We start from the raw sequence: 21,460 nt of genomic DNA, 5'->3' as shown, positions 1-21,460 counted from the left end.
GAAAATGGCAAGAGGACGCGAGCTTCTTAATCTGAAACACCTTCGAGTTTTCCTTGAGGTTGTGAAGGGACGGGGCGTGTCCGTAGCGGCCGGAGTCGTCAATCTTTCGCAACCGGCCATCACTCAGGCGATTGCCAAACTCGAAGCAATCTTTCAGCAAAGGCTGTTCGATCGGCGCAGCAAGGGCATGTTTGCTACCGAAGCGGGCGAACTCCTCCGAGCGCGGGGGCACCGGGCGCTCGAACTGATCGGTGAAGGCTGCGCACTGGCATTCAAAAAACAGGCGCGAAGCGGTGGGCCCGGGAGTGGAAACTTTGACCAACTGATCACGAGCACGCAGCTCAGGGCCTTGCTCGCTGTCGAGCATTCCGGAAACTTTTCATTGGCTGCGCGTCACATTGGTATTTCCCAACCCTCGTTGCATCGGGTTGCCCGAGACCTTGAGGTTGTGACGGGATTGGACCTTTTCGTTGCTTCAAGACAGGGTATCGACCTGACCGATGCGGCAAAGGTGCTTGCCCAATATTCCAAACTCGCTTACGCGGAGCTGAAGCACGCGTTTGAGGAAATAGACGCGACCAGAGGTGTTGAATCGACACGTATTATTGTTGGTAGCCTGCCTTTGGCGCGCAGTCGTTTGCTTCCTCAGGCGATCAATGCCCTGACTGCAGCGCATCCGTCGGTACAGATCAGCGTGGTTGACGGGCCTTACGAAGATCTTCTTCACGGTCTGCGTCACGGTGAGATCGATCTCATGATCGGTGCCTTGCGCTTTCCGCGACCTATTGAGGATGTGGAGCAGAAAGTTCTGTTCTCGGATCGCCTGGGAATTTTTGCGCGTGCGGGACATCCGCTTGCAGGCCGCCGCAGCACAGAAATTGACGATCTTGCATCTTTTCCCTGGGTTGTGCCCAGGAACGGGACGCCGACGAGACGCCAGTTCGAGAAGTTGTTCAGAGAGGCGGGCAAGGAACCGGTCGAGCAGCTGGTCGATACGGGTTCACTCATTCTCATGAGAGGCGTGCTCAGGGGGAGTGACCGTCTGGCGTTAATCTCGGTTCATCAGATGCGGGATGATGTCGACAGCGGCCATGTTATCCGAATTCCGTACAATCTTCCCGATATCGAGCGTCCAATCGGCATCACAACACGGACTGGTTGGAGGCCGACACCGATGCACAGTCGGTTCGCTGAATATTTGCGAGAAGCAGCGGGCGTGTTGACCTAGTCCGTGGTCTTGACGCGGTAGGGCACGATCCCGCGCTGACCTGGGTCGATGAAAGGCTCCTTGTCGATGGCCGGGAAGGCGCGCTGGTCGCAATTGTCCCTGGGGCAGATGCGGCAGTTCACACCAATCGGTTCGGGCTCGGAAACCTCGTCCACCGCCAGTCCGTCCGCATAGACAATGGCATCGGCATATTTGACCTCACAGCCGATACCCAGAGCATAGCGGCGTTCACCGGTGCTGTAATCGGCCTGATGTTTGGTGATGCTGGTGGCAATGCACAGATACTGAACTCCATCGGGCATCTGTGCCACCTGTGAGGTGAATTTGTTGGAGTTCTGCTCAAACGCCTGATGTACGTTCCAGCGCGGACAGGAGCCGCCGAAGCGGGCGAACTGGAAACGGGTGGCGCTGTGCCTTTTGACCACGTTACCAGCGCGGTCGATCTTGACGAAGTAAAAGGGCAACCCGTTCGCACCCGGTCGCTGCAATGTCGACAGGCGATGGCAGATGGTTTCGATGCTGGCATCCATGGTGTTTGACAGCAGCTGGATATCATGCCGGCACTTGGCAGCCGCGCGCAGGAAATCGTCATAGGGAAGGAGCAGAGCCCCGGAGAAGTAGTTGCGCAGAGCAAGCCGGGCAATGCTTTCGGCCGACCTCGTCTTGAACTTGGCGCGCTCAACTTCTTCCGAAATGAGATCCTTTACGCAAAGCTCTGCGATCACCGACCCGAGCAGAAAGTTCTTGGTCGATTGCGGGGCGGCCCGGTAGACGGAGATTTTCCGGGTGTAATCTTCCTGCCGGATCAGGGTGCCCTGGTAGTCGCCATGCTGTTCGACGGCAATGTCGAATTTCTTTTTCAGCCAACCGGTCAATCTGTCGAATTTGCTCGGGCAGTTGTGCAGGCTGATTTCGTAAGCAAGCTTCTCCGCGGCCCGGTCGAGCGAGTCGACATAATTGTCGGTGTAGTGAAAGTAGTCCCGCACTTCGTCGTATGCAGACATGCGAATGCCCGACCCGCTTTCCTCAGCGCCCCCGGTGTGAACGAGTTCATCTTCAATCGCATCCCGGTCATGGTAGTTTCTGAGCGCGCCGTAAAGGTCCATTATCACCTTTGTGATTCCGGGTGCGCGGGTGACCAGTTCCTGTATTTCCTGTCTGCTGACTGACGAGCTGTGAAATTGCGTATCTGCAAAAACTTCCTGCAGATCCTGGACGACCCGGTCCAGGTCGTTTTTCTCGAATGCTGCCAGGTCGACACCGAAAATTCGATTGATGGTCAGCAGGACAGAGGCGGTCACGGGGCGGTTGTTGTTTTCGATCTGGTTGACGTAAGCAGTTGACAGACCGATCTTTTTGGCAAATTCGGTTTGCGACAGTCCGAAGTCGGATCGGATCTGCTTGAGGGTGTGACCGGAATAGAGTTTCTTGCTCACGATGTGTCCCAGATCGTCAAATTGCAAAATATTAGCATTATGCAGTCTGCATTTTTACATTTTACAATATAAGCTCTTTGGTGAACAGTCCCCTCATCAACGACGGACCTTGAAGGACAGGAACAGAGTGATGACTGCTCATTTTGCCCTAGATACCAGCACCGCCCAGACCGGACAGAACAAGCCAATCGCTCGCAACATCCTTTGGCCGATCAATTTGAGCGAACGTATGACGCCCCGCCAGTTGGAAATCATGCTGATGCTGGCCGAGGGAAAGGTGAACAAGCAGATTGCTTATGAGCTGGACGTTTCGACAGCGACCGTGAAAGTGCATATCCGCAATGCCATCACACGATTGGGCGCAAAGAACAGAATGAATGCGGTTGCGATCGTCGCGGCCAACAGCGCGATCTTTCGCAATTCAGCTGCCTGCGCGGCTTAGGCCAAATCCTTTCAGCAGGCCCCATCGCAACGGATACAAACAGACAATTCTGCTTGAGACGCCCGGGAAGTTGACTGGCTTTCCGGGCGAACTGTTTGCTCCGCCCAATGGATGAGTAATGCGTTATCCAGGGCCACTTTGATTTCTTCCGCCTTAGGGATGGGAAGCTGCGGCTGAAGCGTGTCGAGCAGGAAAGAAGTGTTGCTCGTGGTTGAAGACAAGCGCCGGGAGACTTGACGAATTCGGTTAGCTGGGATTAACCGGCGGTTCTTCAACTTGATCAACCCCTGGCGCCCGAACCACCCTAAATGAGCAGCTCCCTACTGGGTCTTTTCGGTATTTCGTTCCTGGCGGCAACTTTGCTGCCTGCGCAATCCGAACTTGGACTTTCCAGCCTGATTTATCTGAAGACCGAACCTGTGGTTCTCCTGATCTTTGCCGCAAGTCTTGGCAATACGCTTGGTTCGGTCGTGAATTGGGCGATTGGGCGCGGAGCGGTTCGCTTTTCCGACGCATCCTGGTTTCCGGTCAAGGCCGACAAGCTGGAGAAGGCGACGAAGTGGTATCACCGTTACGGGCGCTGGAGCCTTCTTCTCAGCTGGGCTCCTGTCATAGGAGATCCATTGACATTGGCAGCCGGGGTTCTGAAGGAACCATTCTGGCCGTTCTTCGTCCTGGTGGCCATCGCCAAGACCGGCCGCTACATTGTTGTTGCGCTGATTGCCATGAATGTATTCTAGAGCGTTTCGCACCGGTGGATCAGACACGGTAGCGAAACGCTCAAGCCGATCAATGGAGCGCTTTTCACTCTTGAGAAAACGCATCCCGATCGGGGGAGGAACTTCTGCCCGATCAGGGCGTATGAATGTCAGGAGCTTTTTCCGTTAGTGGGTCGGCCTCCAGAACGATGGGTTCCTGTGTTGCCTGTCTTTCTGCTTCAGGATTGGCCATTGCAGCTGCGGCCATCAGGCCGGTGGCCAACAAAAGTCCTACAACGATTGCCTGCAGGAGAGGGCGGGCCTCCTGTAATTCACGTTTGTGCACGGACGTCTTTCGACGATTTGTTTTCTTATCGTTTGCCATGGCAAATACCAATTGCTTCAAAATTGCTGTTCAAGGTCCGCGGCGTGCAGACGTGCTTACTTAACGGCCTCTTTTCGACGCCTGTGTGAGGTCCCTGTAGAGACGCAGACCGAGCAGCCGGGTCACCCCTACCATTGCGACAAAAGCAATCAGCGGCAGGACCAGGGCAGGAACAAGCGCAAAGCTCATCACCACCAAGAGGACCGCGGCCAGCATGAAGAGCAATACCGGTGGGAAGCTTGTGTTGGATGTTGTCTGAGATGAAACGCCCGAACTCAAAAACTGCATAGGTGCCTCCATCTTTAGATGGTGCGTATTAGACGCTTTAAATGCGCCTTCAGGCAGTCTTGATTCTGGCTCTCGCCGAGTGATTTTATGGCAATTTTGGGGCAGGTTTAGAACTTCCTGGACTGCCACCCTTGAGAGGTTCAGGAAAATGTCGCTTGGTAAAAATGGCAATATTCTACCCCTGTAAACGCAGGATTACGCGACGTTAATCTTGGTATTTGCATTAATTTTTCAAGTTTTTAAAGTGTTGTTTTAGTGTTTGTTTGCTTTTGCTGGAGATACTCGCCAAAAGTGAGAAATAGGCAATTACAGGTCAAACACGGAATGACACTCAACGCAGAGCAGAGCGCTTTGGCCGTAAAGCCCCAGAACCCTGTGACGCCTACAAAGCATGAGCGGAAATCCGATGGCGATGGTCCTGCTCTGTCTCTGGCCGGATTGCAGTTCTTCATTGCCGATATCAGCCGCAAAACCATCCTCTGGCATGAAGTCGGCTCGCAGAGTTTCAACAGCGAAGTCAAAGACCTGCAGGAAGCGCCGCACAATGAAGCCTTGCGGCATTTGTCACCCGAAGACAGGAAAAACGTCCTGCGGCTTGTGCAAGGGGCCATTCGGGAAGGAAAGGCAGGGCCTTTCGATGTCGGCGGTGGACCGGATCACCGGATCCCGGGTGTTCCGATCGTGGCGTATCGCTACGAGTTGCCGGATGGACGCATTCTTGCGATCTGTTTCCCGTCAATCGGCGAAGATGATGACAATCCCGGCCGGATCGTACTGGGCCTTGCTCCAATCCTGCAGCATTTTGTTGCCTCCTCGACCAGGGTGGTCCTGCTTGTCGACAATTTCGGATATGTCCGTTTTGCCAGCGACGGTTTCGTCAAGAGTTTCCAGATCGATGATCGGCGGCTGATTATCGGCAGGAACATTGCCCATATTCAAAACAGGGTCGGGCGGACAATCGTATCTCTGACCCTGGCCGCCCTGACGCGGCGCGCAAGTGCCACGGGCCGGGGCAAGTTTCTGCTCGCGACAAACGACAGTCTCGATCTCAACTATGACGCCATGTATTTCCGCATCGGCGGCACGGTTGGTGGTGTGCTGTTTTCCGCCGGCCATGTCGGTGGAGACGTGGACTTTGCCAAGGTTTTCGAGATCTGCAGCGCGCCTATCCTGGTGGTTAATGTGAAGTCCAGAATGATCATTGCTGCCAACAAGGCAGCTATGAAAACCTATCACTTGACGTCGGAGGTTCTGGACAGCCGGCCGATCACCGAAATGCTGCTGCATCCGAGCAACTATTCCTCGCTGCTTGGCGCGGCAAAACAAGGCTCGGACGTACCCCTGTCGGTTCCGGTGAATGTCCTGAACGGGCAGACAAAGAAGAAGCGTTTCAAGTGCAGTCTCGTCGATGAAGACCAGAACGAGCCGAAGCTGATTCTGGAAACGCGCAGCTAACGAAAGCGTCAGGTCCTGCCGTAAGGGAGCCTGTTGGAACGATTTATCGTTATGCGGCGCCAAAAAACTGCTTTGCCGGCTCGAAAGACGGCCTATTGGGACTTGTCTTCGCAGGCACACGGTTCTAGGGTCCGCGCGCTGTTATTCCCGTTTCCCCCTGGAGGACATTATGGGCTTTCTTGCTGACGCATTGGCGCGTGTACAACCTTCTGCGACCATCGCTGTCACCAACAAGGCACGCGAGCTGAAAGCCGCAGGCCGCGACGTGATCGGCCTTGGTGCTGGCGAGCCGGATTTCGATACGCCTGAAAACATCAAGGCGGCCGCAATCAAGGCCATCAACGAGGGTAAGACCAAATACACTGCCGTGGACGGTATTCCCGAGTTGAAAGCTGCGATCGTGGAGAAGTTCAAGCGGGAAAACGGGCTCACTTACGAAACCAATCAGATCACTGTGGGCACCGGCGGCAAGCAGGTGCTTTACAATGCACTTATCGCAACGCTGAATCCTGGCGACGAAGTCATCATCCCGACTCCTTACTGGGTGAGCTATCCGGACATGGTTCTGCTTGCTGGAGGCGAACCGGTCATCGTGGAAGCGGACAAGTCCACGTTCAAGATCACTCCGGAAGCACTTGATGCGGCGATCACTTCACGCACCAAATGGCTGATTTTCAACTCGCCATCAAACCCGTCAGGTGCGGCATACACCGAAGAGGAACTGAAAGCTCTGACGGATGTTCTGATGAAGCATCCGCATGTGTGGGTCATGACCGACGACATGTATGAGCATCTCGTCTATGACGACTTCAAGTTCACCACGCCAGCGCAGGTCGAGCCCGCTCTCCACGACCGTACACTGACGGTTAACGGCGTCTCCAAAGCGTACTCCATGACCGGTTGGCGTATCGGATATGCAGGCGGTCCGACCGATCTGATCAAGGCAATGGCCAAGGTCCAGTCACAGTCGACATCGAACCCATGTTCCATCGCCCAGTGGGCGGCTGTCGAAGCATTGAATGGTACCCAGGACTTCATTCCGACCAATAACGAGACCTTTAAGGGACGTCGCGACCTTGTCGTTTCAATGCTCAATCAGGCCAACGGCATCAGCTGTCCGGTTCCGGAAGGCGCATTCTACGTGTTCCCGTCCTGCGCCGGAACGATCGGCAAGACGGCGCCGTCCGGCAAGGTTATCGAGACTGACGCGGACTTTGTAACCGAACTCCTGGAAACAGAAGGCGTTGCGGTGGTGCATGGTTCGGCATTCGGACTGGGGCCGAACTTCCGTATCTCCTACGCCACTTCAACCGAGGCACTGGAAGAGGCCTGCACGCGCATTCAGCGTTTTTGCGGCAATCTGAAATAAAGATCCGGCACCAGGCCAGGCATTTGGAAGGGCGGCATTGGCCGCCCTTTTTCATGTGTGCTCATCGTATCTGCAATTAGAAGCTGACACGGTATCTCGGCTCGGTCTAGGCTGCTGGCCAAAAGCAAGTTGTCTGTGAATAGGGCAGCTCAGGTTTTGGTCCTGCGACCAGAGAAACATCAAGGCAATTTTCCTGGGAGGCTGGGGAGGGAGACTCATGACCGAGAAGTTGGATCTCAGTGGAAAATGCATGTGTGGCGCGGTTCGCTTCACCGCGGTCGCCAGGAAGCCGAGTGTGGTTGCCTGTCACTGTGACATGTGCCGCCGCTGGTCAGCCGGGCCTTTCATGTCGCTGAACTGCGAAGGGGTTTCCTTCGATCGTGAGGACAGTGTCAGCCGGATAAAATCCTCCGACTGGGCCGAGCGCGGTTTCTGCAACAAGTGCGGTTCCAGCCTGTTTTACCGCATTTCGGGAAGCAGCGATTACCAGATGTCCGCCGGATTGTTCGATGACCAGTCCATGATGGCGCTCTCGTTGCAGCTGTTTACCGATTTCAAACCGGATTTCTACGATTTTTCCAACGAAACCAGAAAGATGACGGCTGAAGAGGTGATTGCCATGTTTGCGGCAACGCCAAAGTGACTTTGACCGTGTGGAATGGGTTTTCGGGAGCAGTACATGGAACGTTCTCAGCAAAAACAGTGGTTCACCGATTTGTTGGAGGGGCTCCCTTCAATCGCCTTCATTTTGCTATGGCGTCAGATGGGTGACCTGGAATTGGCCGGCTGGATCGGATCGGGCCTGGCACTTTTTGTTTTTGGTGCATTCTTCCATTTGAAGTCCCGCATGCATCCGGTGCTTCTCGGAGTAAATGCTCATATCCTTGTCGCAACACCGCTTATTGTGAGCCTGTTCCGTTTCGGCGATCCCGCGCTTGCAAAAACGCTCATTACCTATTCGCACGGCGGAGTACTGGTGACAGTTCTGCTTGCGGGTGTCCTTCAGACGCTTTTTGCCAATGGCGGGTTTGCCGGTCTTCCGGAGATGCCACGCTCCCAGCAGCGGCGTTATTCCTTGTTGATGCTGGCGATAACAGCGCTTGGTGCAGGGTGGGTTGTTGCAAATCCGGTAAACAGTCTCGTGCCGGTGGTTGCGACCTTGACATTGCTGATTGGTGGCCGCCGCTATCTGCTGGCGCGTTTGGTAGACAAGAGTCATTCGGAACGCGGACTTGTTGTGGCTGGACTGACGGCCAGCGAGCCGCAACTGGCGGATTCAGCTGCCTGAATTGGCACTTGAACGCAATTCCGGAAACCTTGCCCAGATTTTGACGCGATGCATGCATATCACGGTTTTACTCGCATACCTTGTTAGGGTGCGGGTGTTCGCTCTTGATATGGAGATTTTCAAAATGCGTTTTCTGAGCATGGCCCTTGCCACCGCAGTCCTGTTCGCGACCGGATCTGCTTTCGCAAGCGAAAACAGTCCGAAGGTTGAAATCGGAACTCTGAGCTGCCTGGTGGAAGGGGAGCACAACTTCATAGTCGGCTCTTCCGCAGCGCTTGGATGCAGCTTCAAACCTGTCGATGGGGGAGCCGTCGAACACTATAAGGGCGAGGTCAAGGATTACGGTCTCGACATAGGCAAGACCAAGGAAGCAACGCTTGTCTGGGGAGTTCTGGCTCCGTCCGCCAATCGCAAGCCCGGATTGCTTGCAGGAACCTATGGCGGTGTGACCGCGGGTGCGAGTCTCGGCGCAGGGATCAAGGCAAACGCGTTGCTTGGCGGCTTTGATCGTTCCATCGCATTGAACCCGTTCAGTCTGGAGAGCCAGACCGGTACCAACCTCACGGTTGGCGTCAGCAAGTTGACGCTTGAGCGTATCAACTAGGTTCGCGCGCGCGCGCTATCGGTTGCCCCCTTTTTCGCGTTCCGGGGAAGGGGACAACGTTCACCGCCAATCCCGTCGGATAAAATTTCCAGAGTGCCTCAGACAGCGCTACTGGGCGTTCTGACAACCGCTGTTGGCTCCCGCGCAAGGAGCGACCGTCGTGCTGGGCTGCGCATTCAGTCTGTTGATCTGATTTGTATGGTTCAACCTGTTGGCGCTGTCGATCTGCTGACGGGTCGAGAAGCTCGATTGCTGGTTGTTCAGGCTTTGATTGAGCTGCTGCTGGGCTGATGGCAAATTGTTGGGTGTAGACTGCGAAAGCCCGCGCAATTGATTGTTCTGCGCCTGGGCTGAGCCCGTCAGAACGACTGAAAGGGCCGCTGCCCATAGAAACTTGCGGAAGCTCATGGCTTCCTCCTTTTCAGATACTGCAATCGGATCCTGAAAGAAATATAGGGAGCCCGCCGCCGCAAGTCACCGGTGGGTGACTGAAGAGGGGGTATTCGGGATAGACCGACTTGTCTTTGGCGAGGGAAATCGCCAAGGGCTTCTTCTTCAGGGAAAAGGAAAATCCTGCATTGGCGAAAGTGCGGAGGGAGCTGGCAGCACAGGCATGTCAAACCTTACGGTCTCTGACATGTTCCTGACTTCGGGCGAAGCTTTTTGCACTGCGACAAAAAATTCCCTTGCCTTTGGCCTGCAATCGGCGCGACGATGGAATACCGCCCCAGGTCGATGTGCCATGGAATTGGGGCTTGGTGCTGATAAGTACTGGGTTTTTTGGCCTTCGATCCCATCCGGGCGAGACGCGGCGGGCCCGCGTCCTTCATCGCCGGCCATGCCGCGTTGTTACGGGGATTTCCTCGAGCACACGGGAGACACACTATGGCAATCAGTACAAACGGAAAGGGATCCACCGCCGGCAGCACGCCGCGCTGTATCGCCCTCGTTGGTCCGTTCGGCAGCGGCAAGACAAGCCTGCTTGAAGCCGTGCTGGCGCGAACGGACAAAGTGGCCCGTCAAGGAAGCGTTGCAGACGGAAATACGGTGGGTGACGCTTCGCCGGAGGCCCGCGCTCATGGGATGAGCGTCGAGGTCAATATTGCGGACGCAGAATATCTGGGGGACCGGTTCATATTTGTCGATTGTCCGGGATCGGTTGAATTCTTGAGCGAAATGGACGGAGCGCTGAGCGGAGCGGATCTGGCTGTCGTTGTCGCTGAGGACGACGAACGCAAGGTTCCAGCCTTGCAGCTTATCCTGAAAGCTCTTGAAGCCCGCGCTATTCCGCGGGTTTTGTTTTTGAACAAGATCGACAAGAGCACCCGCCGGGTACACGATGTGCTGAACGTTTTGCAGCCTGCATCTTCGGTACCGCTGGTGCTGCGGCAGATACCGATTTGGGAAGACGGTCAGGCGACCGGCTTCATCGACCTCGCGCTCGAGCGGGCGCATGTCTATCACGAAAAGGAACCGAGTACTCAGATCGATATGTCGGATGAGGACCGCACGCGTGAGCATGAGGCCCGGTTTACGATGCTTGAGCATCTTGCCGATCATGACGATGATCTGATGGAAGCGCTTCTTGAAGATATCGCGCCGGACCGCGACCAGGTGTTCGCCGATCTCGTGAACGAAATGCAGGACGGTCTGATCTGTCCGGTGTTCTTCGGCTCCGCAGAGCATGGAAACGGGGTCAGCCGCTTGTTGAAGGCCCTGCGGCACGAAACTCCGGGCGTCGACCTGTTGTCGCGGCGGGTTATGGATACCGAACAGCGCGCTGTATTGCAGGTCCTCAAGACCCTGCACACCCAGCATGGCGGCAAGCTTTCCGTTGCACGTATTCTGGACGGTCAGGTGTCGGATGGTGACAGCCTGTTCCTCAATGGCGGAGATGAGGTCAAGGTTTCAGGGCTGTTTTCGGTCTTTGGACAGACCGCCAGCAAAATAGCGACGGCAGGCAAGGGAGATCTTGTTGCGCTCGGCAGGCTTGATGACGTGAAGACTGGAGATCTGCTCAGCCTGGATCAGGGCGAACTCACAAATCTGCAGGATGCGGACAAGCGCAGTCCGGTGCTGGCAACTGCAATTGCGGCCGCGGAACGCAAGGATGAAGTCCGGCTGTCTGCTGCCCTGGCGAAGCTGATAGAGGAAGATCCTTCCCTGACCATCAGTCAGAACCAGACTACCGCGGAAACGCTTCTGGCCGGGCAGGGCGAAATGCACTTGCGCGTTGCGCAGGAGCGGCTTGCCGGAAAATACGGCCTCAACGTTGCCGCTCACACGCCGCATGTTCCCTATTCCGAAACAATCCGGACAAAGACCAAGGTGCGCGGGCGCCACAAGAAACAGTCCGGTGGCCACGGGCAGTTCGGGGACGTGGTTCTGGAAATTGCGCCGCTTCCACGCGGTGAAGGACTTCAATTCACCGATACGATCACCGGAGGTGTTGTGCCCAAGCAATACATTCCCTCCGTCAAGGATGGTGTGATGGAAGCCTTGGGCAAGGGCAACTTTGGCTTCCCGGTTGTCGATATTTCCGTCTGTCTGACGGACGGGTCCTATCACTCGGTCGACAGTTCAGATCAGGCCTTCAAGATGGCCGGCATCCTTGCGATCCGTGACGGCCTGCCGGACTGCAAGCCGGTGCTTCTGGAACCGATCCACAAAGTCGTCATCTCCTGTCCCAACGATGCGACGGCCAAGGTCAATGCCATTGTGTCGGCAAGGCGTGGGCAACTGCTCGGCTTTGATGCCAGACCGAACTGGCCAGGCTGGGACGAGGTGCAGGCCCTGATGCCGGAGGCGGAAATCGGCGATCTGATCATCGAACTCCGTTCTGCAACAGCGGGTGTTGCCAGCTACACGACCGAGTTTGATCACATGGCCGAGCTGTCGGGCAAAGCCGCGGATCAGGCCTTGCAGAAATCGGGTAAGCAGGCGGCGTGATCCGCAAATACAGGCAGAAACGTGAAGAGGGGCTTCGGCCCCTCTTTTTTGATGAAATGACTTCTTCAGCGCCTTCGCTTGTTTCGCCCGGCGTAGAAACAACAGGTCTGAGTCGCCGAGGGAGGGATCGATACTTCAGGAGCCCCCAACGAGGCTGTGCAAAACATTTTCCGATCACATGTTTCCCGCCTCCGGTCACCAGGGCGTTATTTGCCATTGAAGGCCGATTCCGGTTCTCTCTTCGGCAAACGGGAGTTTTGTGAATGAACATTATCAAGAAACGCAGTTGGGCCCTTCCAGAGCGTGAGGCAACACCGGAAAGCGTGTTTTTGAATCGCCGCCAGATCCTGGCTGGCCTCGCCGGAGGTGGTGCGTTGCTGGGAACCGGTCTGGGTATCCGTCCTGCGTTTGCGGAAGAGGATCCAAGTGCCGGCCTGTACCCGGTCAAAAGGAATGCCTCTTTTACGCTTGACCGGGATCTGACCTCCGAAGAATTCGCCTCGAAATACAACAACTTTTATGAGTTCGGTTCCCACAAGCAGATTTGGCCGGCAGCGCAAAAGCTGGAAATCCGGCCCTGGACGGTCACGCTGGACGGTCTGATCGATAATCCTCAGATCGTCGATATAGACACGCTGCTCTCCAAAATGCCTTTGGAGGAACGTCTCTACCGTCACCGCTGCGTGGAAGCTTGGTCGATGGCTGTTCCCTGGTCAGGGTTCCCGCTTGCGGAACTGGTGAAGCTGGCCGGACCGCAGACTGGCGCAAAATATCTGCGATTTGAAACATTCCTCGACCCGTCCGTTGCAAGCGGACAGAAGCAAAGCTGGTACCCTTGGCCCTATGTGGAAGGTTTGACGCTGGAAGAGGCGACAAACGAACTGGCATTCATGGCGACCGGTGTCTACGGCAAACCGTTGGCCAAGCAGTTCGGTGCGCCGATCCGGCTTGTGACTCCCTGGAAATATGGCTTCAAGTCGATCAAGTCCGTTGTTCGGATCTCATTCACAGATCAGCGCCCGGTCAGCTTCTGGGAAGAAATCCAGCCGAAGGAATATGGTTTCTGGGCCAATGTGAACCCATCCGTGCCACACCGTCGCTGGCCGCAGGCGAGTGAAAAACTGCTTGGAACGGACGAACGCCGAGATACGCTTCTTTACAACGGCTATGAAGAGCAGGTGGCCGGGATCTACAAGAACATGACCGGCGAACTTTTGTTCATGTGATTGATTGGCGCACCGATCTGGTGAGCAGGCAAAAAAAATGCCGGGTCTTAAGGACCCGGCAGTTTGAATTGATTCACTGAATACAGTGGAATCACCTTCCAGAGGGGAACAGCTGGTCAGGACATCACTGGGAGGAGGACGTGACGTCCGCTTGACCAACAGTGATGCTTATATGCAGTGCACAAGCTGCATAAACAAGAGGCAGTGGTGCAGACCTGCTATGCAATTTTTGCAATTCTGTGTCTAATTGTTGTTACATTCCACTTAAGTCATTGTTTTTTAACTGATTGATTAATGGGCATTCGGTCCGTGTGAGTGCATTTTTTGCTGAAAATAATTTAAAACCCTGTGTTTTTCGCATTCTCTCGGGCTTGATGACAGGGTAGCCAGATTGCTTTGCATTGAATGCGGTCAGGTCTTATGCCGGTCCAAGAAGCATGAATGTTTCGGATTTCTCCACGCCGTTCATCAGTCGGATTTCGGAAATGACCCTGTTCATTTCCGCCACATTCGAAACTTCGATTTCGGCGACAATGTCCCACACCCCATTGGTATTGGAAAGGGAAGCCACACCGGGAACCCGTTTGATCGCGGAAATTGCAGATTTGACGTTTCTGCCGCCGAGCTCGATCAGCATCATGGCCCGCAGCATGTTTTCCGGCAGTTCATCGCTGAGCCGGATCGTGAAACTCTTGATTGTTCCGTTGGCAATCAACCGGTCGAGACGAGTTTGCACAGTTCCTCTGGCGACCTTCAGCACTTCGGCAAGTTTGGGCAGTGAGGCGCGGCTGTTGATGCGCAATTCCGCTATGAGCCTGCGATCCAGATCGTCCATTTTGCCTCCAGGATTGACTATTTTGAGCGAGATGCTGACAAAATGGTCAGAGTATCGGAATTTTTGTCAGTTTCTCGCGTTTTTTCTAACGGAGCCATGAGCGAAAGTCACGTGAATGGCTTCAGGAGTTCGAAGGTGAAACGCATGACATCTGGAAATCATCGACCGGAAACGCAGTCTCGGAACCGAAACGAGTGGCAGCCGGCGGAACGAGTCGAGGATCTGGCGTGCAGGCTGGTGCGCATTCCAAGTGAAACCGGCACACCTGATGAAGAAGGCTTTGCGCAAAAGCTGGTCGATATCCTGATGGAGATACCATACTTCGCGGAGAACCCGTCCGATATTCGTGTTGTGCCTGGCCTTGGACATACCAAAGCGCAAAATGTGGTTGCGGTCGTCAGAGGGCAGGGGAGAAAGTCCCTTCTGCTCGCAGGGCACTATGACACGGTTTCAATCGACAATTATCACGACCTCAAGGATCTTTCCCGCGAGCCCTACGAGCTCAAGGAAGCGCTGGTCTCGGACCTTTCAGCACGCTCCTTGAATGAACAGGAAGACAAGGCTCTGCGCGACCTTGAAAGCGGAGAGTTCCTGCCCGGGCGTGGTATGCTCGATATGAAAAGTGGCCTTGCCGCCGGGATTGCGGTGCTGGAACGGTTTGCAAATCAGGAGGGCCGGCAGGGCAATCTTGTTTTGTGCTGCAGTCCGGACGAGGAGCGAGACAGCCGAGGCATGCGGGCACTGCGTGACTGGCTGCCGCAGTTGATGGACGACTTGCAGCTGGATCCGGTTGGAGCGATCAACATGGATGTCACGTCCGATCAGGGAGACGGCAGTGAGGGGCGTGCTGCTTATGCCGGAACGATCGGCAAGCTGATGCCGTTTGCCCTTGTCATCGGACAGAGTTCACACGCCAGCTATCCGTATGAAGGCGTCAGTGCGCAGCTCATTGCGGCGGAAGTCGTCAGGCGTATTGAAGCGAACGCGGAATTGTCGGATCACACACCCGAGGCGATATCACCACCGCCGATTTGTCTCGAGGCGCGGGACTTGCGTGACGTCTATGAAGTCACGACACCGGAGCGGACCTGGCTTGCCTTCAACTGGCTTTATCATTCCTGGACACCGGAAGAGTTGTTCAAGCGTTTTCGGACGGAAGTTAAGTCTGCGGCCGAAGAGGCCGTCGCACGGATTTCAGAAAACGCCCGCAGTTACGCAGAAAAGTCCGGAGGAACGGACTGGCCGGGTGCCGCGGGGGTGCGCATTCTGACGTATGCGGAAGTGAAACAGGAAGCTGCCCGGCAGATGGGGAACGAGTTTCAGTCTGTGCTTGAGGCCAAACAGTCTGAATTGCAATCTGTCGACAATCCGCTTTCCGCCAGCCGTGAACTGACCAATTGGCTCGTTGCCCAGGCACGTGTCTCCGGGCCCGTTGTGATCGTGGGCTTTGCGAGCCTTCACTATCCGGCAACACGCCTGGATCTTGAACACGCTCATGATGCCGCGCTTCACTCAGCGATAACCGAGACGCTTTCAGGTTACGAGGCAGAGCCTTCCCGCCGGGTGAAATGGCGGCCTTACTTTGAAGGGATCTCGGACATGAGTTTCTTCGGGCAACCGAGCAAGGATACCTCCAGTGTCGTTTCGGACAATACACCCCCGGCATGGCTGGTCGACCGGCCCAATGAAAATGCCTTGCGCTGTCCGATGGTGAATATCGGGCCATGGGGACGCGAGTTCCACCAACGGCTGGAGCGTGTTTACAAACCTTATGCCTTTGATGAACTGCCCCGGATTATCGCCGAAATCGGTGACAGGTTTCTGGGAAATCATGAATAGGCCAGCGAGTTGGAATTCGCGTAACCGGCGAAGGTTTACGCGCATTCCGACCGGTTGCATTTTTAAGGTGGTATTCCAACTTGATCTACGTATGATGCGCGCCGTGACCGCTCGTCACCACAAGTTGTTCTTTATTCGATCAGGAGTGCCCCGCCAGTGAACAAATAAGCTCTTGGACCAGATTTAATCACCAAGATCCTTGTTCCTTGCTGGAGGTTCCATGCAACCGATCGTTTATGATGTTGCCGTCTCGCTTGACGGATTTATTTGCGGCAATAATGAAGATGTAAGCCGTTTCCCTCATGAAGGTCCGATTGTCGACGCTTACCGAAAGCGCCTGGATAGCTATGCCGTTTGCCTGATGGGGCGCCGGACCTATGAATTCGGCTATCGCTTTGGCCTACCCGCCGGAGCAAATCCATATCCGGGAATGCTGTCCTATGTGCTCTCATCGAACCTCGAACTACCTGACGATGCCGAGGTCTCGCCAATTCGAAAGGACGCAGAAGCCGTTTTGCTCAGGTTGAAGCGAGAAGCAGCCGGGCCGATTTACCTGTGCGGCGGTGGTACGCTGGCGGCATCTTTGCTGGAGCTGAAGCTGATCGACAGATTACGGCTCAAAAGGGCTCCGATATTGCTCGGCCAGGGTGTCAGGTTGTTTGGTGCAAATGACCGTGCAATCGACTTGAGACAACTTGATATGGTCGCCTATCCGGACGGAACGGTGTTCCACGAGTTCGAAATTCTGAACGGATAATCGCCAGCGGCAGGAACTGGGTCAGTAGACCCAGTTCTCCGCATTGGTCAGCAGAAATTCCCGGAAAGCCTTGATCCGGGCGGTATTCTTCAGTTCGGAAGGGTACACGAAATAGGTATCAAACGAGGGAACCTTGTCCTCGTACTCGGTCAGCACCGGTACAAGATTGGTTGCCTTGTCGATAATGTAGTCCGGCAACATTGCGATACCGACACCGGACTGAACGGCTCTCTTGATCGCGACCAGATTGTTGGCTTTCAATACCGATCTGCGAGGAGAGGTCGGCGACCGGCCAATCGTTTCCAGCCAGTTCATCGACCGCAAATAGGCTGGCGCCTGTTCACCGAATGCGACGATGCGGTGATCGTCGATATCTTCAATGGTATTGGGGGCGCCGAACCGCTGGATGTATTCCGGCGCCGCATATACGTGGAAATGCACGGTGAACAGTTTGCGCTGAATGAGGTCCGGCTGGGTCGGTTGCCGCAGTCGGATGGCGACATCGGCTTCACGCATGCCCAGATCAAGTTCGTCGTCGTCGAATATCAGGTGCAGATCAACATCCGGATACAGATCGATGAAATTCTTGATGCGCGAGGTCAGCCAGGTGGACCCGAGGCCGACGGTTGTGGTGACCCGAAGGATACCCGACGGTTTGTCCTTGCTGTCGGTGAGGCTGGACTGAACAGCTTCCAGCTTCATCAGAACGTCGCTTGCCGTCCGGTACAGCAACTCGCCCTGCTCGGTCAGGAGCAGGCCGCGCGCGTGACGGTGAAAAAGGGGGACACCCAGATCATGCTCCAACGCGCTGACCTGCCGGCTGACTGCCGACTGGCTCATATGCAGCGTGTCACCCGCATGTGTGAAGCTGCCCGCCTGAGCAGCTGCATGAAAAATGCGTAGTTTGTCCCAATCCATGCGTGCCCCCTCCGCAGAACGTTCAAGCGGCCTTATTCGGCCGCTTGTTGAGTGGATTCTGTTTCATGTTCGGCCAGAAACTTCTCAGCTTCAAGGGCCGCCATGCAGCCCATGCCGGCTGCGGTTACGGCCTGACGGTAGATGTCGTCCGTCACGTCACCGGCAGCAAACACTCCGGGAATCGAGGTCTTGGTCGAATCCGGCGCAGTTTCCAGATAGCCATTCGACTTCAGAGCAAGCTGGTCCTTGAACAGCTCCACCGATGGCGCATGGCCAATGGCAACGAAGACGCCGTCGGTTGAAATCTCCTGAAGTTCTCCGGTGCTGGTGTTCTTCAAGCGTACGCCCGTAACCGCTTTCGGATTGCCACCCCCGAGAATTTCATCGACCTGATGATCCCAGATCACTTCGATTTTCGGGTTCTGGAACATGCGGTCCTGCAGGATCTTCTCGGCCCGCAGGCTGTCGCGACGATGAACAAGCGTCACCTTGGAAGCAAGATTGGCCAGGTACAGCGCCTCTTCGACAGCCGTATTGCCGCCGCCGACAACAACAACTTCCTTGTTTCGGTAGAAGAAGCCGTCACAGGTCGCACATGCGGAGACACCGGCGCCCATGTAATCCTGTTCAGACGGCAGGCCGAGCCAGCGCGCCTGGGCGCCTGTTGCAATTACCAGAGCGTCCGCGGTGAAGGTCGTGCCGCTATCGGCTTTCAGGCGAAACGGGCGCTGGGACAGATCAGCCTCGACGATCGTATCGTAAACCATCTTGGTGCCGACGTTTTCAGCTTGCTTCTGCATCTGTTCCATCAACCACGGCCCCATGACCGGATCGGCAAAACCCGGATAGTTTTCAACATCCGTGGTGATGGTCAGCTGGCCGCCCGGTTGAATACCGGCAACCAGCGTAGGTTCGATCATGGCACGCGCAGCATAAATGGCTGCAGTGTAACCGGCGGGACCGGAGCCGATGATCAAAAGCTTGCTGTGTTCCGTGCTCATGAAGCGCACCTTTTTCCTGTCTGCCTGTGCCAGCCGCATCATGGATGTGTGTTAGCTGGTCGAGTATCCTGTGTCTTGCTGCCGAAACGCCGAATAATCGGTCAAAATCCGTTCTGCGATTAGCGGCGTCGCATCTATCGGCTCGTAGGTAGTGGTTTTCAACGGACCTGGAAAGGGGTGAATAACACCCAAGTGCTGCAAAGTCCCCAAAAAGCGAGTGATCTTGTCGTGACCACCGCCTGGATGGAACACATGCACCGGCTTTCCGGTGACCGCGGCCTCACCGATCATGTTGGTGGAATCTGCAGTCGCCACGATTGCATCCGCCTTGGCGAGGTAGTGACCGAGTGGATTGTCACCCTTGCCGGTCCAGTAAATGTGAGAACCTGATTTCGCAAGGCCCGCAAGACCGTAAGCCAATCCAGACGGTGTCCGCCGGGAGGCCGTGATCATGAAGTGAGCGCCATCGTCCTGCGCCAATTGCCTCAGGCCGTTCAGAAGTTTGTGCTGATCTTCTTCGGTGAAAGTATGATGTCGGCTGTCCCCGCCAACCAGAACGGCGACACGTGGATGCGCCAATCGGTCTATTTCAGGAACTTTGTCCATGCGCAGTTCATTCAATCTATCTGCTGAAAACCGATGGGGCGAGGTCGGCGTGACGAGGACGTTGCGTCCTCGGAGCTTGTCATGTTCGGGAACCCAGATCAGGTCGGCCGTTCCAGGCCCGGTTCTCGGGTCCTTCAGGAAAACGGTGAAGGTTTTGCCTTTGGACAACCTCTTGATCCGTTTCAGATAAGCGGCCGCTCGCCGGCCGGAAGCGACAACCAGATCGGGGTAGGGCGGAGTAATGGGACTGCCGTCTCTCGTCTCCCATTCTCTTGGATCTGTCGGCCCATAGGGCAACCACCAGGAAAATGGAGGACGGGGCGCTATCCGGCGTGTCTCGTAGGGACACCCAAGCGCTTCGACAACACCGATACACTGCGCAAGATCGCCAGCCTTTCCGTCAGTCAGAACCCAGGCCGATGACGGAGAATCCTCCAGCTGTCTCTGCATGTCAGGAGAATTTCCCCTATCGTAATCTTTCGAAATCGTGCGCAAATTTGTTATAGTCTTGCACAAATGCGCAAAAAATCATAACTGGGCACCCGAATTCAGGTTATCGTGGGATTCTCATCCCCTGCAAGGTGTCATCACAGGTTCTGTGGCAGCTACCCACAAGTGAGCCATCTGAAAAAGCTCGAAGGAGACAGGTTTGAAAGCGCGGCTAGATGCCATTGACTGGCAGATTCTGAAGGAACTGCAAGACGACGGCCGGATGACCAATGTCGAGCTGGCTCGCAGGGTCGGCATTTCTGCTCCCCCGTGCCTGCGCCGCGTTCGGGCTCTTGAAGAAGCAGGGCTTATTCAGGGATATCGCACACTCCTGGATGAAAAGCAGCTTGGCTATGACGTGACTGCCTTTGCGATGGTGGGACTTCACAGCCAGACGGAAGCCGATCTGATTGCGTTCGAACAGACGGTCGAGAAGTGGCCTTTGGTGCGCGAGAGCTACATGCTTTCCGGTGAAGTCGATTTTCTTCTGAAATGCGTTTCACCCGATCTGCAGACATTCCAGAACTTTGTGATTCGGGAACTGACGGCGGCGCCGAATGTGGACAGCGTCCGCACGGCCCTCACCATCCGCAGGACAAAGGACGAGCCGGTCGTGCCAATCGACGGTTAGTCCGACGGGAGATTCGCTCCCACACTTCGCCGGGCGAACACTGCCGGGTTGATCGTGATGACAGCGACACCCAGCAGGACGACCAGTCCCCCGGTCAACTTGGCGAGTGTTGGCTGTTCTCCAAGAAACAGCACACCGCCCACAACCGAAAAAAACGGTAATAGCAGCAGGAATGGAGCAACCCTGCCGACGTCATGGCGTCTGATCAGCGTGTTCCAGAGGAAATAGCCCAGAGCGGTCATGACAAGGCCGAGATAAAAAACGGCTCCCCAGACAATCACATCTGCATTTCTGATTGCCTCGACCTGCCCTTCTTCGAATATCGCCGACATTACATATAGCTGGGGCGCGGCAAATACCGCGATCCATGCCGTCACCTGCATGCCTTGAATATTCTTCAGGCTACGGACCATGACCTGGCCAAGCGCCCAGGAAAATGCTCCACCAATCACCAGAAAAACAGATGTCAGGCTACCACCCATCTCGCTATGCTGGGTCATCAGAGCGACCCCGCAAAACGAGATGGCGATGCCGATCCATTTGCGCAGACCCGGTTTCTCGCTCAAAAGGAGTGCGCCGAGAAGAACGAGAAAGGGAACCTCGAGCTGGACAATCAGTGCAGCTGTTCCTGCTTCCAGTCCGATCAAACCGGTAAAGGTGAGGCTGTACTGGATGGCGGCTGCCACGATGGCAATGAAGAAAAGATAGACGAGATTGCCGCTGGGAATGCGCGTAAACCAGACCAGCACAAAGGCGGTGAGCGTGAAGCGAAGCGCCATCAGAAGGATCGGCGGGAAAAATTCGATCGCCCCTTTGGCAAAAACAATGCCCATGCCCCATACCAGCGCGACCATAATTGCCATCAGGATTTCAAGCGGGGTCATTTTACCCATGTGACGGCATCCTTATTCCCCGCAAAGACAGTCGAATCGACGGTGGCCTGAAATGGACCGGTTGCAAAGACAAATCTTCATCCGCCCGGTGATAGATGCCCTGAACCGCTGGGCAAACCAAGA

Annotated in this window: 22 protein-coding genes; 13 read left to right on the top strand and 9 right to left on the bottom strand. The window is 55.5% G+C overall.

The window, feature by feature from the left end; genetic code table 11:
- Nucleotides 1–4 precede the first annotated feature (4 nt).
- A complete protein-coding gene (locus ABLQ08_RS08155) occupies nt 5–1,228 on the top strand; it encodes a LysR family transcriptional regulator (RefSeq protein ID WP_352940665.1) in 1,224 nt (407 codons plus the stop codon).
- On the opposite strand, the gene ABLQ08_RS08150 is transcribed toward ABLQ08_RS08155, so the two are convergent.
- Nucleotides 1,225–2,664 (bottom strand): helix-turn-helix domain-containing protein, encoded by a 1,440-nt coding sequence (locus ABLQ08_RS08150; RefSeq protein ID WP_352940664.1) that lies wholly within the window; start codon nt 2,662–2,664, stop codon nt 1,225–1,227. The two genes, ABLQ08_RS08155 and ABLQ08_RS08150, sit on opposite strands and share 4 nt — an antisense overlap.
- A gap of 130 nt (nt 2,665–2,794) precedes the next feature.
- Here ABLQ08_RS08150 and ABLQ08_RS08145 point away from each other — a divergent pair, with 130 nt between their 5' ends.
- Together ABLQ08_RS08145 and ABLQ08_RS08140 are read left to right on the top strand one after the other, a co-directional pair.
- Entirely contained in the window at nt 2,795–3,106 is a 312-nt protein-coding gene (locus tag ABLQ08_RS08145; RefSeq protein ID WP_352940663.1) for a helix-turn-helix domain-containing protein, read from the top strand.
- 308 nt (nt 3,107–3,414) lie between these two features.
- Nucleotides 3,415–3,846: a YqaA family protein gene (locus ABLQ08_RS08140; RefSeq protein WP_352940662.1), complete on the top strand. Its 432-nt coding sequence runs from the start codon at nt 3,415–3,417 to the stop codon at nt 3,844–3,846.
- A gap of 112 nt (nt 3,847–3,958) precedes the next feature.
- Here ABLQ08_RS08140 and ABLQ08_RS08135 read toward each other — a convergent pair whose 3' ends face one another.
- Entirely contained in the window at nt 3,959–4,150 is a 192-nt protein-coding gene (locus tag ABLQ08_RS08135) for a hypothetical protein (protein WP_352940661.1), read from the bottom strand.
- A 99-nt stretch (nt 4,151–4,249) separates the two neighbouring features.
- On the bottom strand, nt 4,250–4,477 hold the full coding sequence (locus tag ABLQ08_RS08130; protein ID WP_352940660.1) for a hypothetical protein: 228 nt from the start codon (nt 4,475–4,477) through the stop codon (nt 4,250–4,252).
- A 324-nt stretch (nt 4,478–4,801) separates the two neighbouring features.
- Between ABLQ08_RS08130 and ABLQ08_RS08125 the strand changes: the two genes are divergently transcribed.
- The 5 genes from ABLQ08_RS08125 (at nt 4,802) to ABLQ08_RS08105 (ending at nt 9,193) form a co-directional block, all read left to right on the top strand.
- Complete coding sequence (locus tag ABLQ08_RS08125) at nt 4,802–5,932, top strand: hypothetical protein (protein ID WP_352940659.1); 1,131 nt, start codon at nt 4,802–4,804, stop codon at nt 5,930–5,932.
- 169 nt (nt 5,933–6,101) lie between these two features.
- Nucleotides 6,102–7,301 (top strand): pyridoxal phosphate-dependent aminotransferase, encoded by a 1,200-nt coding sequence (locus ABLQ08_RS08120; protein ID WP_352940658.1) that lies wholly within the window; start codon nt 6,102–6,104, stop codon nt 7,299–7,301.
- A gap of 217 nt (nt 7,302–7,518) precedes the next feature.
- A complete protein-coding gene (locus ABLQ08_RS08115) occupies nt 7,519–7,944 on the top strand; it encodes a GFA family protein (protein ID WP_352940657.1) in 426 nt (141 codons plus the stop codon).
- Nucleotides 7,945–7,980: 36 nt separating this feature from the next.
- The gene (locus ABLQ08_RS08110; RefSeq protein WP_352940656.1) at nt 7,981–8,589 is read left to right on the top strand and encodes a hypothetical protein; all 609 of its coding nucleotides are present in this window, start codon (nt 7,981–7,983) and stop codon (nt 8,587–8,589) included.
- A gap of 124 nt (nt 8,590–8,713) precedes the next feature.
- Nucleotides 8,714–9,193 (top strand): DUF992 domain-containing protein, encoded by a 480-nt coding sequence (locus ABLQ08_RS08105; protein ID WP_352940655.1) that lies wholly within the window; start codon nt 8,714–8,716, stop codon nt 9,191–9,193.
- A 108-nt stretch (nt 9,194–9,301) separates the two neighbouring features.
- Here ABLQ08_RS08105 and ABLQ08_RS08100 read toward each other — a convergent pair whose 3' ends face one another.
- Nucleotides 9,302–9,601 (bottom strand): hypothetical protein, encoded by a 300-nt coding sequence (locus tag ABLQ08_RS08100; protein WP_352940654.1) that lies wholly within the window; start codon nt 9,599–9,601, stop codon nt 9,302–9,304.
- Nucleotides 9,602–10,078: 477 nt separating this feature from the next.
- Here ABLQ08_RS08100 and ABLQ08_RS08095 point away from each other — a divergent pair, with 477 nt between their 5' ends.
- Nucleotides 10,079–12,142, top strand: coding sequence for an elongation factor G (locus ABLQ08_RS08095; protein ID WP_352940653.1), 2,064 nt, complete (start codon nt 10,079–10,081; stop codon nt 12,140–12,142).
- A 263-nt stretch (nt 12,143–12,405) separates the two neighbouring features.
- Entirely contained in the window at nt 12,406–13,368 is a 963-nt protein-coding gene (gene msrP, locus ABLQ08_RS08090) for a protein-methionine-sulfoxide reductase catalytic subunit MsrP (protein ID WP_352940652.1), read from the top strand.
- A gap of 418 nt (nt 13,369–13,786) precedes the next feature.
- On the opposite strand, the gene ABLQ08_RS08085 is transcribed toward msrP, so the two are convergent.
- On the bottom strand, nt 13,787–14,203 hold the full coding sequence (locus ABLQ08_RS08085; RefSeq protein ID WP_352940651.1) for an Lrp/AsnC family transcriptional regulator: 417 nt from the start codon (nt 14,201–14,203) through the stop codon (nt 13,787–13,789).
- Between the two features lie 144 nt (nt 14,204–14,347).
- Between ABLQ08_RS08085 and ABLQ08_RS08080 the strand changes: the two genes are divergently transcribed.
- The gene (locus tag ABLQ08_RS08080; RefSeq protein WP_352940650.1) at nt 14,348–16,042 is read left to right on the top strand and encodes a M20/M25/M40 family metallo-hydrolase; all 1,695 of its coding nucleotides are present in this window, start codon (nt 14,348–14,350) and stop codon (nt 16,040–16,042) included.
- Between the two features lie 220 nt (nt 16,043–16,262).
- Nucleotides 16,263–16,799, top strand: a complete 537-nt coding sequence (locus ABLQ08_RS08075; RefSeq protein WP_352940649.1) for a dihydrofolate reductase family protein — start codon at nt 16,263–16,265, stop codon at nt 16,797–16,799.
- Between the two features lie 21 nt (nt 16,800–16,820).
- Here the strand turns inward: ABLQ08_RS08075 and ABLQ08_RS08070 are convergent, their stop codons facing one another.
- The 3 genes from ABLQ08_RS08070 to ABLQ08_RS08060 are packed head-to-tail and all read right to left on the bottom strand — an operon-like array spanning nt 16,821 to nt 19,774.
- On the bottom strand, nt 16,821–17,717 hold the full coding sequence (locus ABLQ08_RS08070) for a LysR family transcriptional regulator (RefSeq protein WP_352940648.1): 897 nt from the start codon (nt 17,715–17,717) through the stop codon (nt 16,821–16,823).
- A gap of 32 nt (nt 17,718–17,749) precedes the next feature.
- Complete coding sequence (trxB, locus tag ABLQ08_RS08065; RefSeq protein ID WP_352940647.1) at nt 17,750–18,718, bottom strand: thioredoxin-disulfide reductase; 969 nt, start codon at nt 18,716–18,718, stop codon at nt 17,750–17,752.
- A gap of 51 nt (nt 18,719–18,769) precedes the next feature.
- A complete protein-coding gene (locus ABLQ08_RS08060; protein ID WP_352940646.1) occupies nt 18,770–19,774 on the bottom strand; it encodes a mitochondrial fission ELM1 family protein in 1,005 nt (334 codons plus the stop codon).
- A 199-nt stretch (nt 19,775–19,973) separates the two neighbouring features.
- On the opposite strand from ABLQ08_RS08060, the gene ABLQ08_RS08055 reads away from it, so the two are divergent.
- Nucleotides 19,974–20,444: an Lrp/AsnC family transcriptional regulator gene (locus ABLQ08_RS08055; RefSeq protein ID WP_008190144.1), complete on the top strand. Its 471-nt coding sequence runs from the start codon at nt 19,974–19,976 to the stop codon at nt 20,442–20,444.
- Here the strand turns inward: ABLQ08_RS08055 and ABLQ08_RS08050 are convergent.
- Nucleotides 20,441–21,337 (bottom strand): DMT family transporter, encoded by an 897-nt coding sequence (locus ABLQ08_RS08050; protein WP_352940645.1) that lies wholly within the window; start codon nt 21,335–21,337, stop codon nt 20,441–20,443. The genes ABLQ08_RS08055 and ABLQ08_RS08050 overlap by 4 nt on opposite strands.
- Nucleotides 21,338–21,460: the final 123 nt, after the last annotated feature.

The sequence above is a fragment of the Roseibium sp. SCP14 genome (genome assembly GCF_040329475.1).
GTDB lineage: Bacteria > Pseudomonadota > Alphaproteobacteria > Rhizobiales > Stappiaceae > Roseibium.
The sequence above is the reverse complement of the archived record's forward strand: the minus strand, read 5'-3'. Positions and strand labels throughout refer to the sequence as shown.

Excerpts from the sequence above, each read along its gene's own strand:
- ABLQ08_RS08050 (WP_352940645.1), bottom strand. The coding sequence starts at position 21,337 with ATGGGTAAAATGACCCCGCTTGAAATCCTGATGGCAATTATGGTCGCG.
- ABLQ08_RS08085 (WP_352940651.1), bottom strand. The coding sequence starts at position 14,203 with ATGGACGATCTGGATCGCAGGCTCATAGCGGAATTGCGCATCAACAGC.
- ABLQ08_RS08080 (WP_352940650.1), top strand. The coding sequence starts at position 14,348 with ATGACATCTGGAAATCATCGACCGGAAACGCAGTCTCGGAACCGAAAC.
- ABLQ08_RS08105 (WP_352940655.1), top strand. The coding sequence starts at position 8,714 with ATGCGTTTTCTGAGCATGGCCCTTGCCACCGCAGTCCTGTTCGCGACC.
- ABLQ08_RS08115 (WP_352940657.1), top strand. The coding sequence starts at position 7,519 with ATGACCGAGAAGTTGGATCTCAGTGGAAAATGCATGTGTGGCGCGGTT.
- ABLQ08_RS08070 (WP_352940648.1), bottom strand. The coding sequence starts at position 17,717 with ATGGATTGGGACAAACTACGCATTTTTCATGCAGCTGCTCAGGCGGGC.
- ABLQ08_RS08145 (WP_352940663.1), top strand. The coding sequence starts at position 2,795 with ATGACTGCTCATTTTGCCCTAGATACCAGCACCGCCCAGACCGGACAG.
- ABLQ08_RS08110 (WP_352940656.1), top strand. The coding sequence starts at position 7,981 with ATGGAACGTTCTCAGCAAAAACAGTGGTTCACCGATTTGTTGGAGGGG.
- ABLQ08_RS08075 (WP_352940649.1), top strand. The coding sequence starts at position 16,263 with ATGCAACCGATCGTTTATGATGTTGCCGTCTCGCTTGACGGATTTATT.
- ABLQ08_RS08125 (WP_352940659.1), top strand. The coding sequence starts at position 4,802 with ATGACACTCAACGCAGAGCAGAGCGCTTTGGCCGTAAAGCCCCAGAAC.
- ABLQ08_RS08060 (WP_352940646.1), bottom strand. The coding sequence starts at position 19,774 with ATGCAGAGACAGCTGGAGGATTCTCCGTCATCGGCCTGGGTTCTGACT.
- trxB (WP_352940647.1), bottom strand. The coding sequence starts at position 18,718 with ATGAGCACGGAACACAGCAAGCTTTTGATCATCGGCTCCGGTCCCGCC.
- ABLQ08_RS08120 (WP_352940658.1), top strand. The coding sequence starts at position 6,102 with ATGGGCTTTCTTGCTGACGCATTGGCGCGTGTACAACCTTCTGCGACC.
- ABLQ08_RS08095 (WP_352940653.1), top strand. The coding sequence starts at position 10,079 with ATGGCAATCAGTACAAACGGAAAGGGATCCACCGCCGGCAGCACGCCG.
- ABLQ08_RS08130 (WP_352940660.1), bottom strand. The coding sequence starts at position 4,477 with ATGCAGTTTTTGAGTTCGGGCGTTTCATCTCAGACAACATCCAACACA.
- ABLQ08_RS08140 (WP_352940662.1), top strand. The coding sequence starts at position 3,415 with ATGAGCAGCTCCCTACTGGGTCTTTTCGGTATTTCGTTCCTGGCGGCA.
- msrP (WP_352940652.1), top strand. The coding sequence starts at position 12,406 with ATGAACATTATCAAGAAACGCAGTTGGGCCCTTCCAGAGCGTGAGGCA.
- ABLQ08_RS08100 (WP_352940654.1), bottom strand. The coding sequence starts at position 9,601 with ATGAGCTTCCGCAAGTTTCTATGGGCAGCGGCCCTTTCAGTCGTTCTG.
- ABLQ08_RS08155 (WP_352940665.1), top strand. The coding sequence starts at position 5 with ATGGCAAGAGGACGCGAGCTTCTTAATCTGAAACACCTTCGAGTTTTC.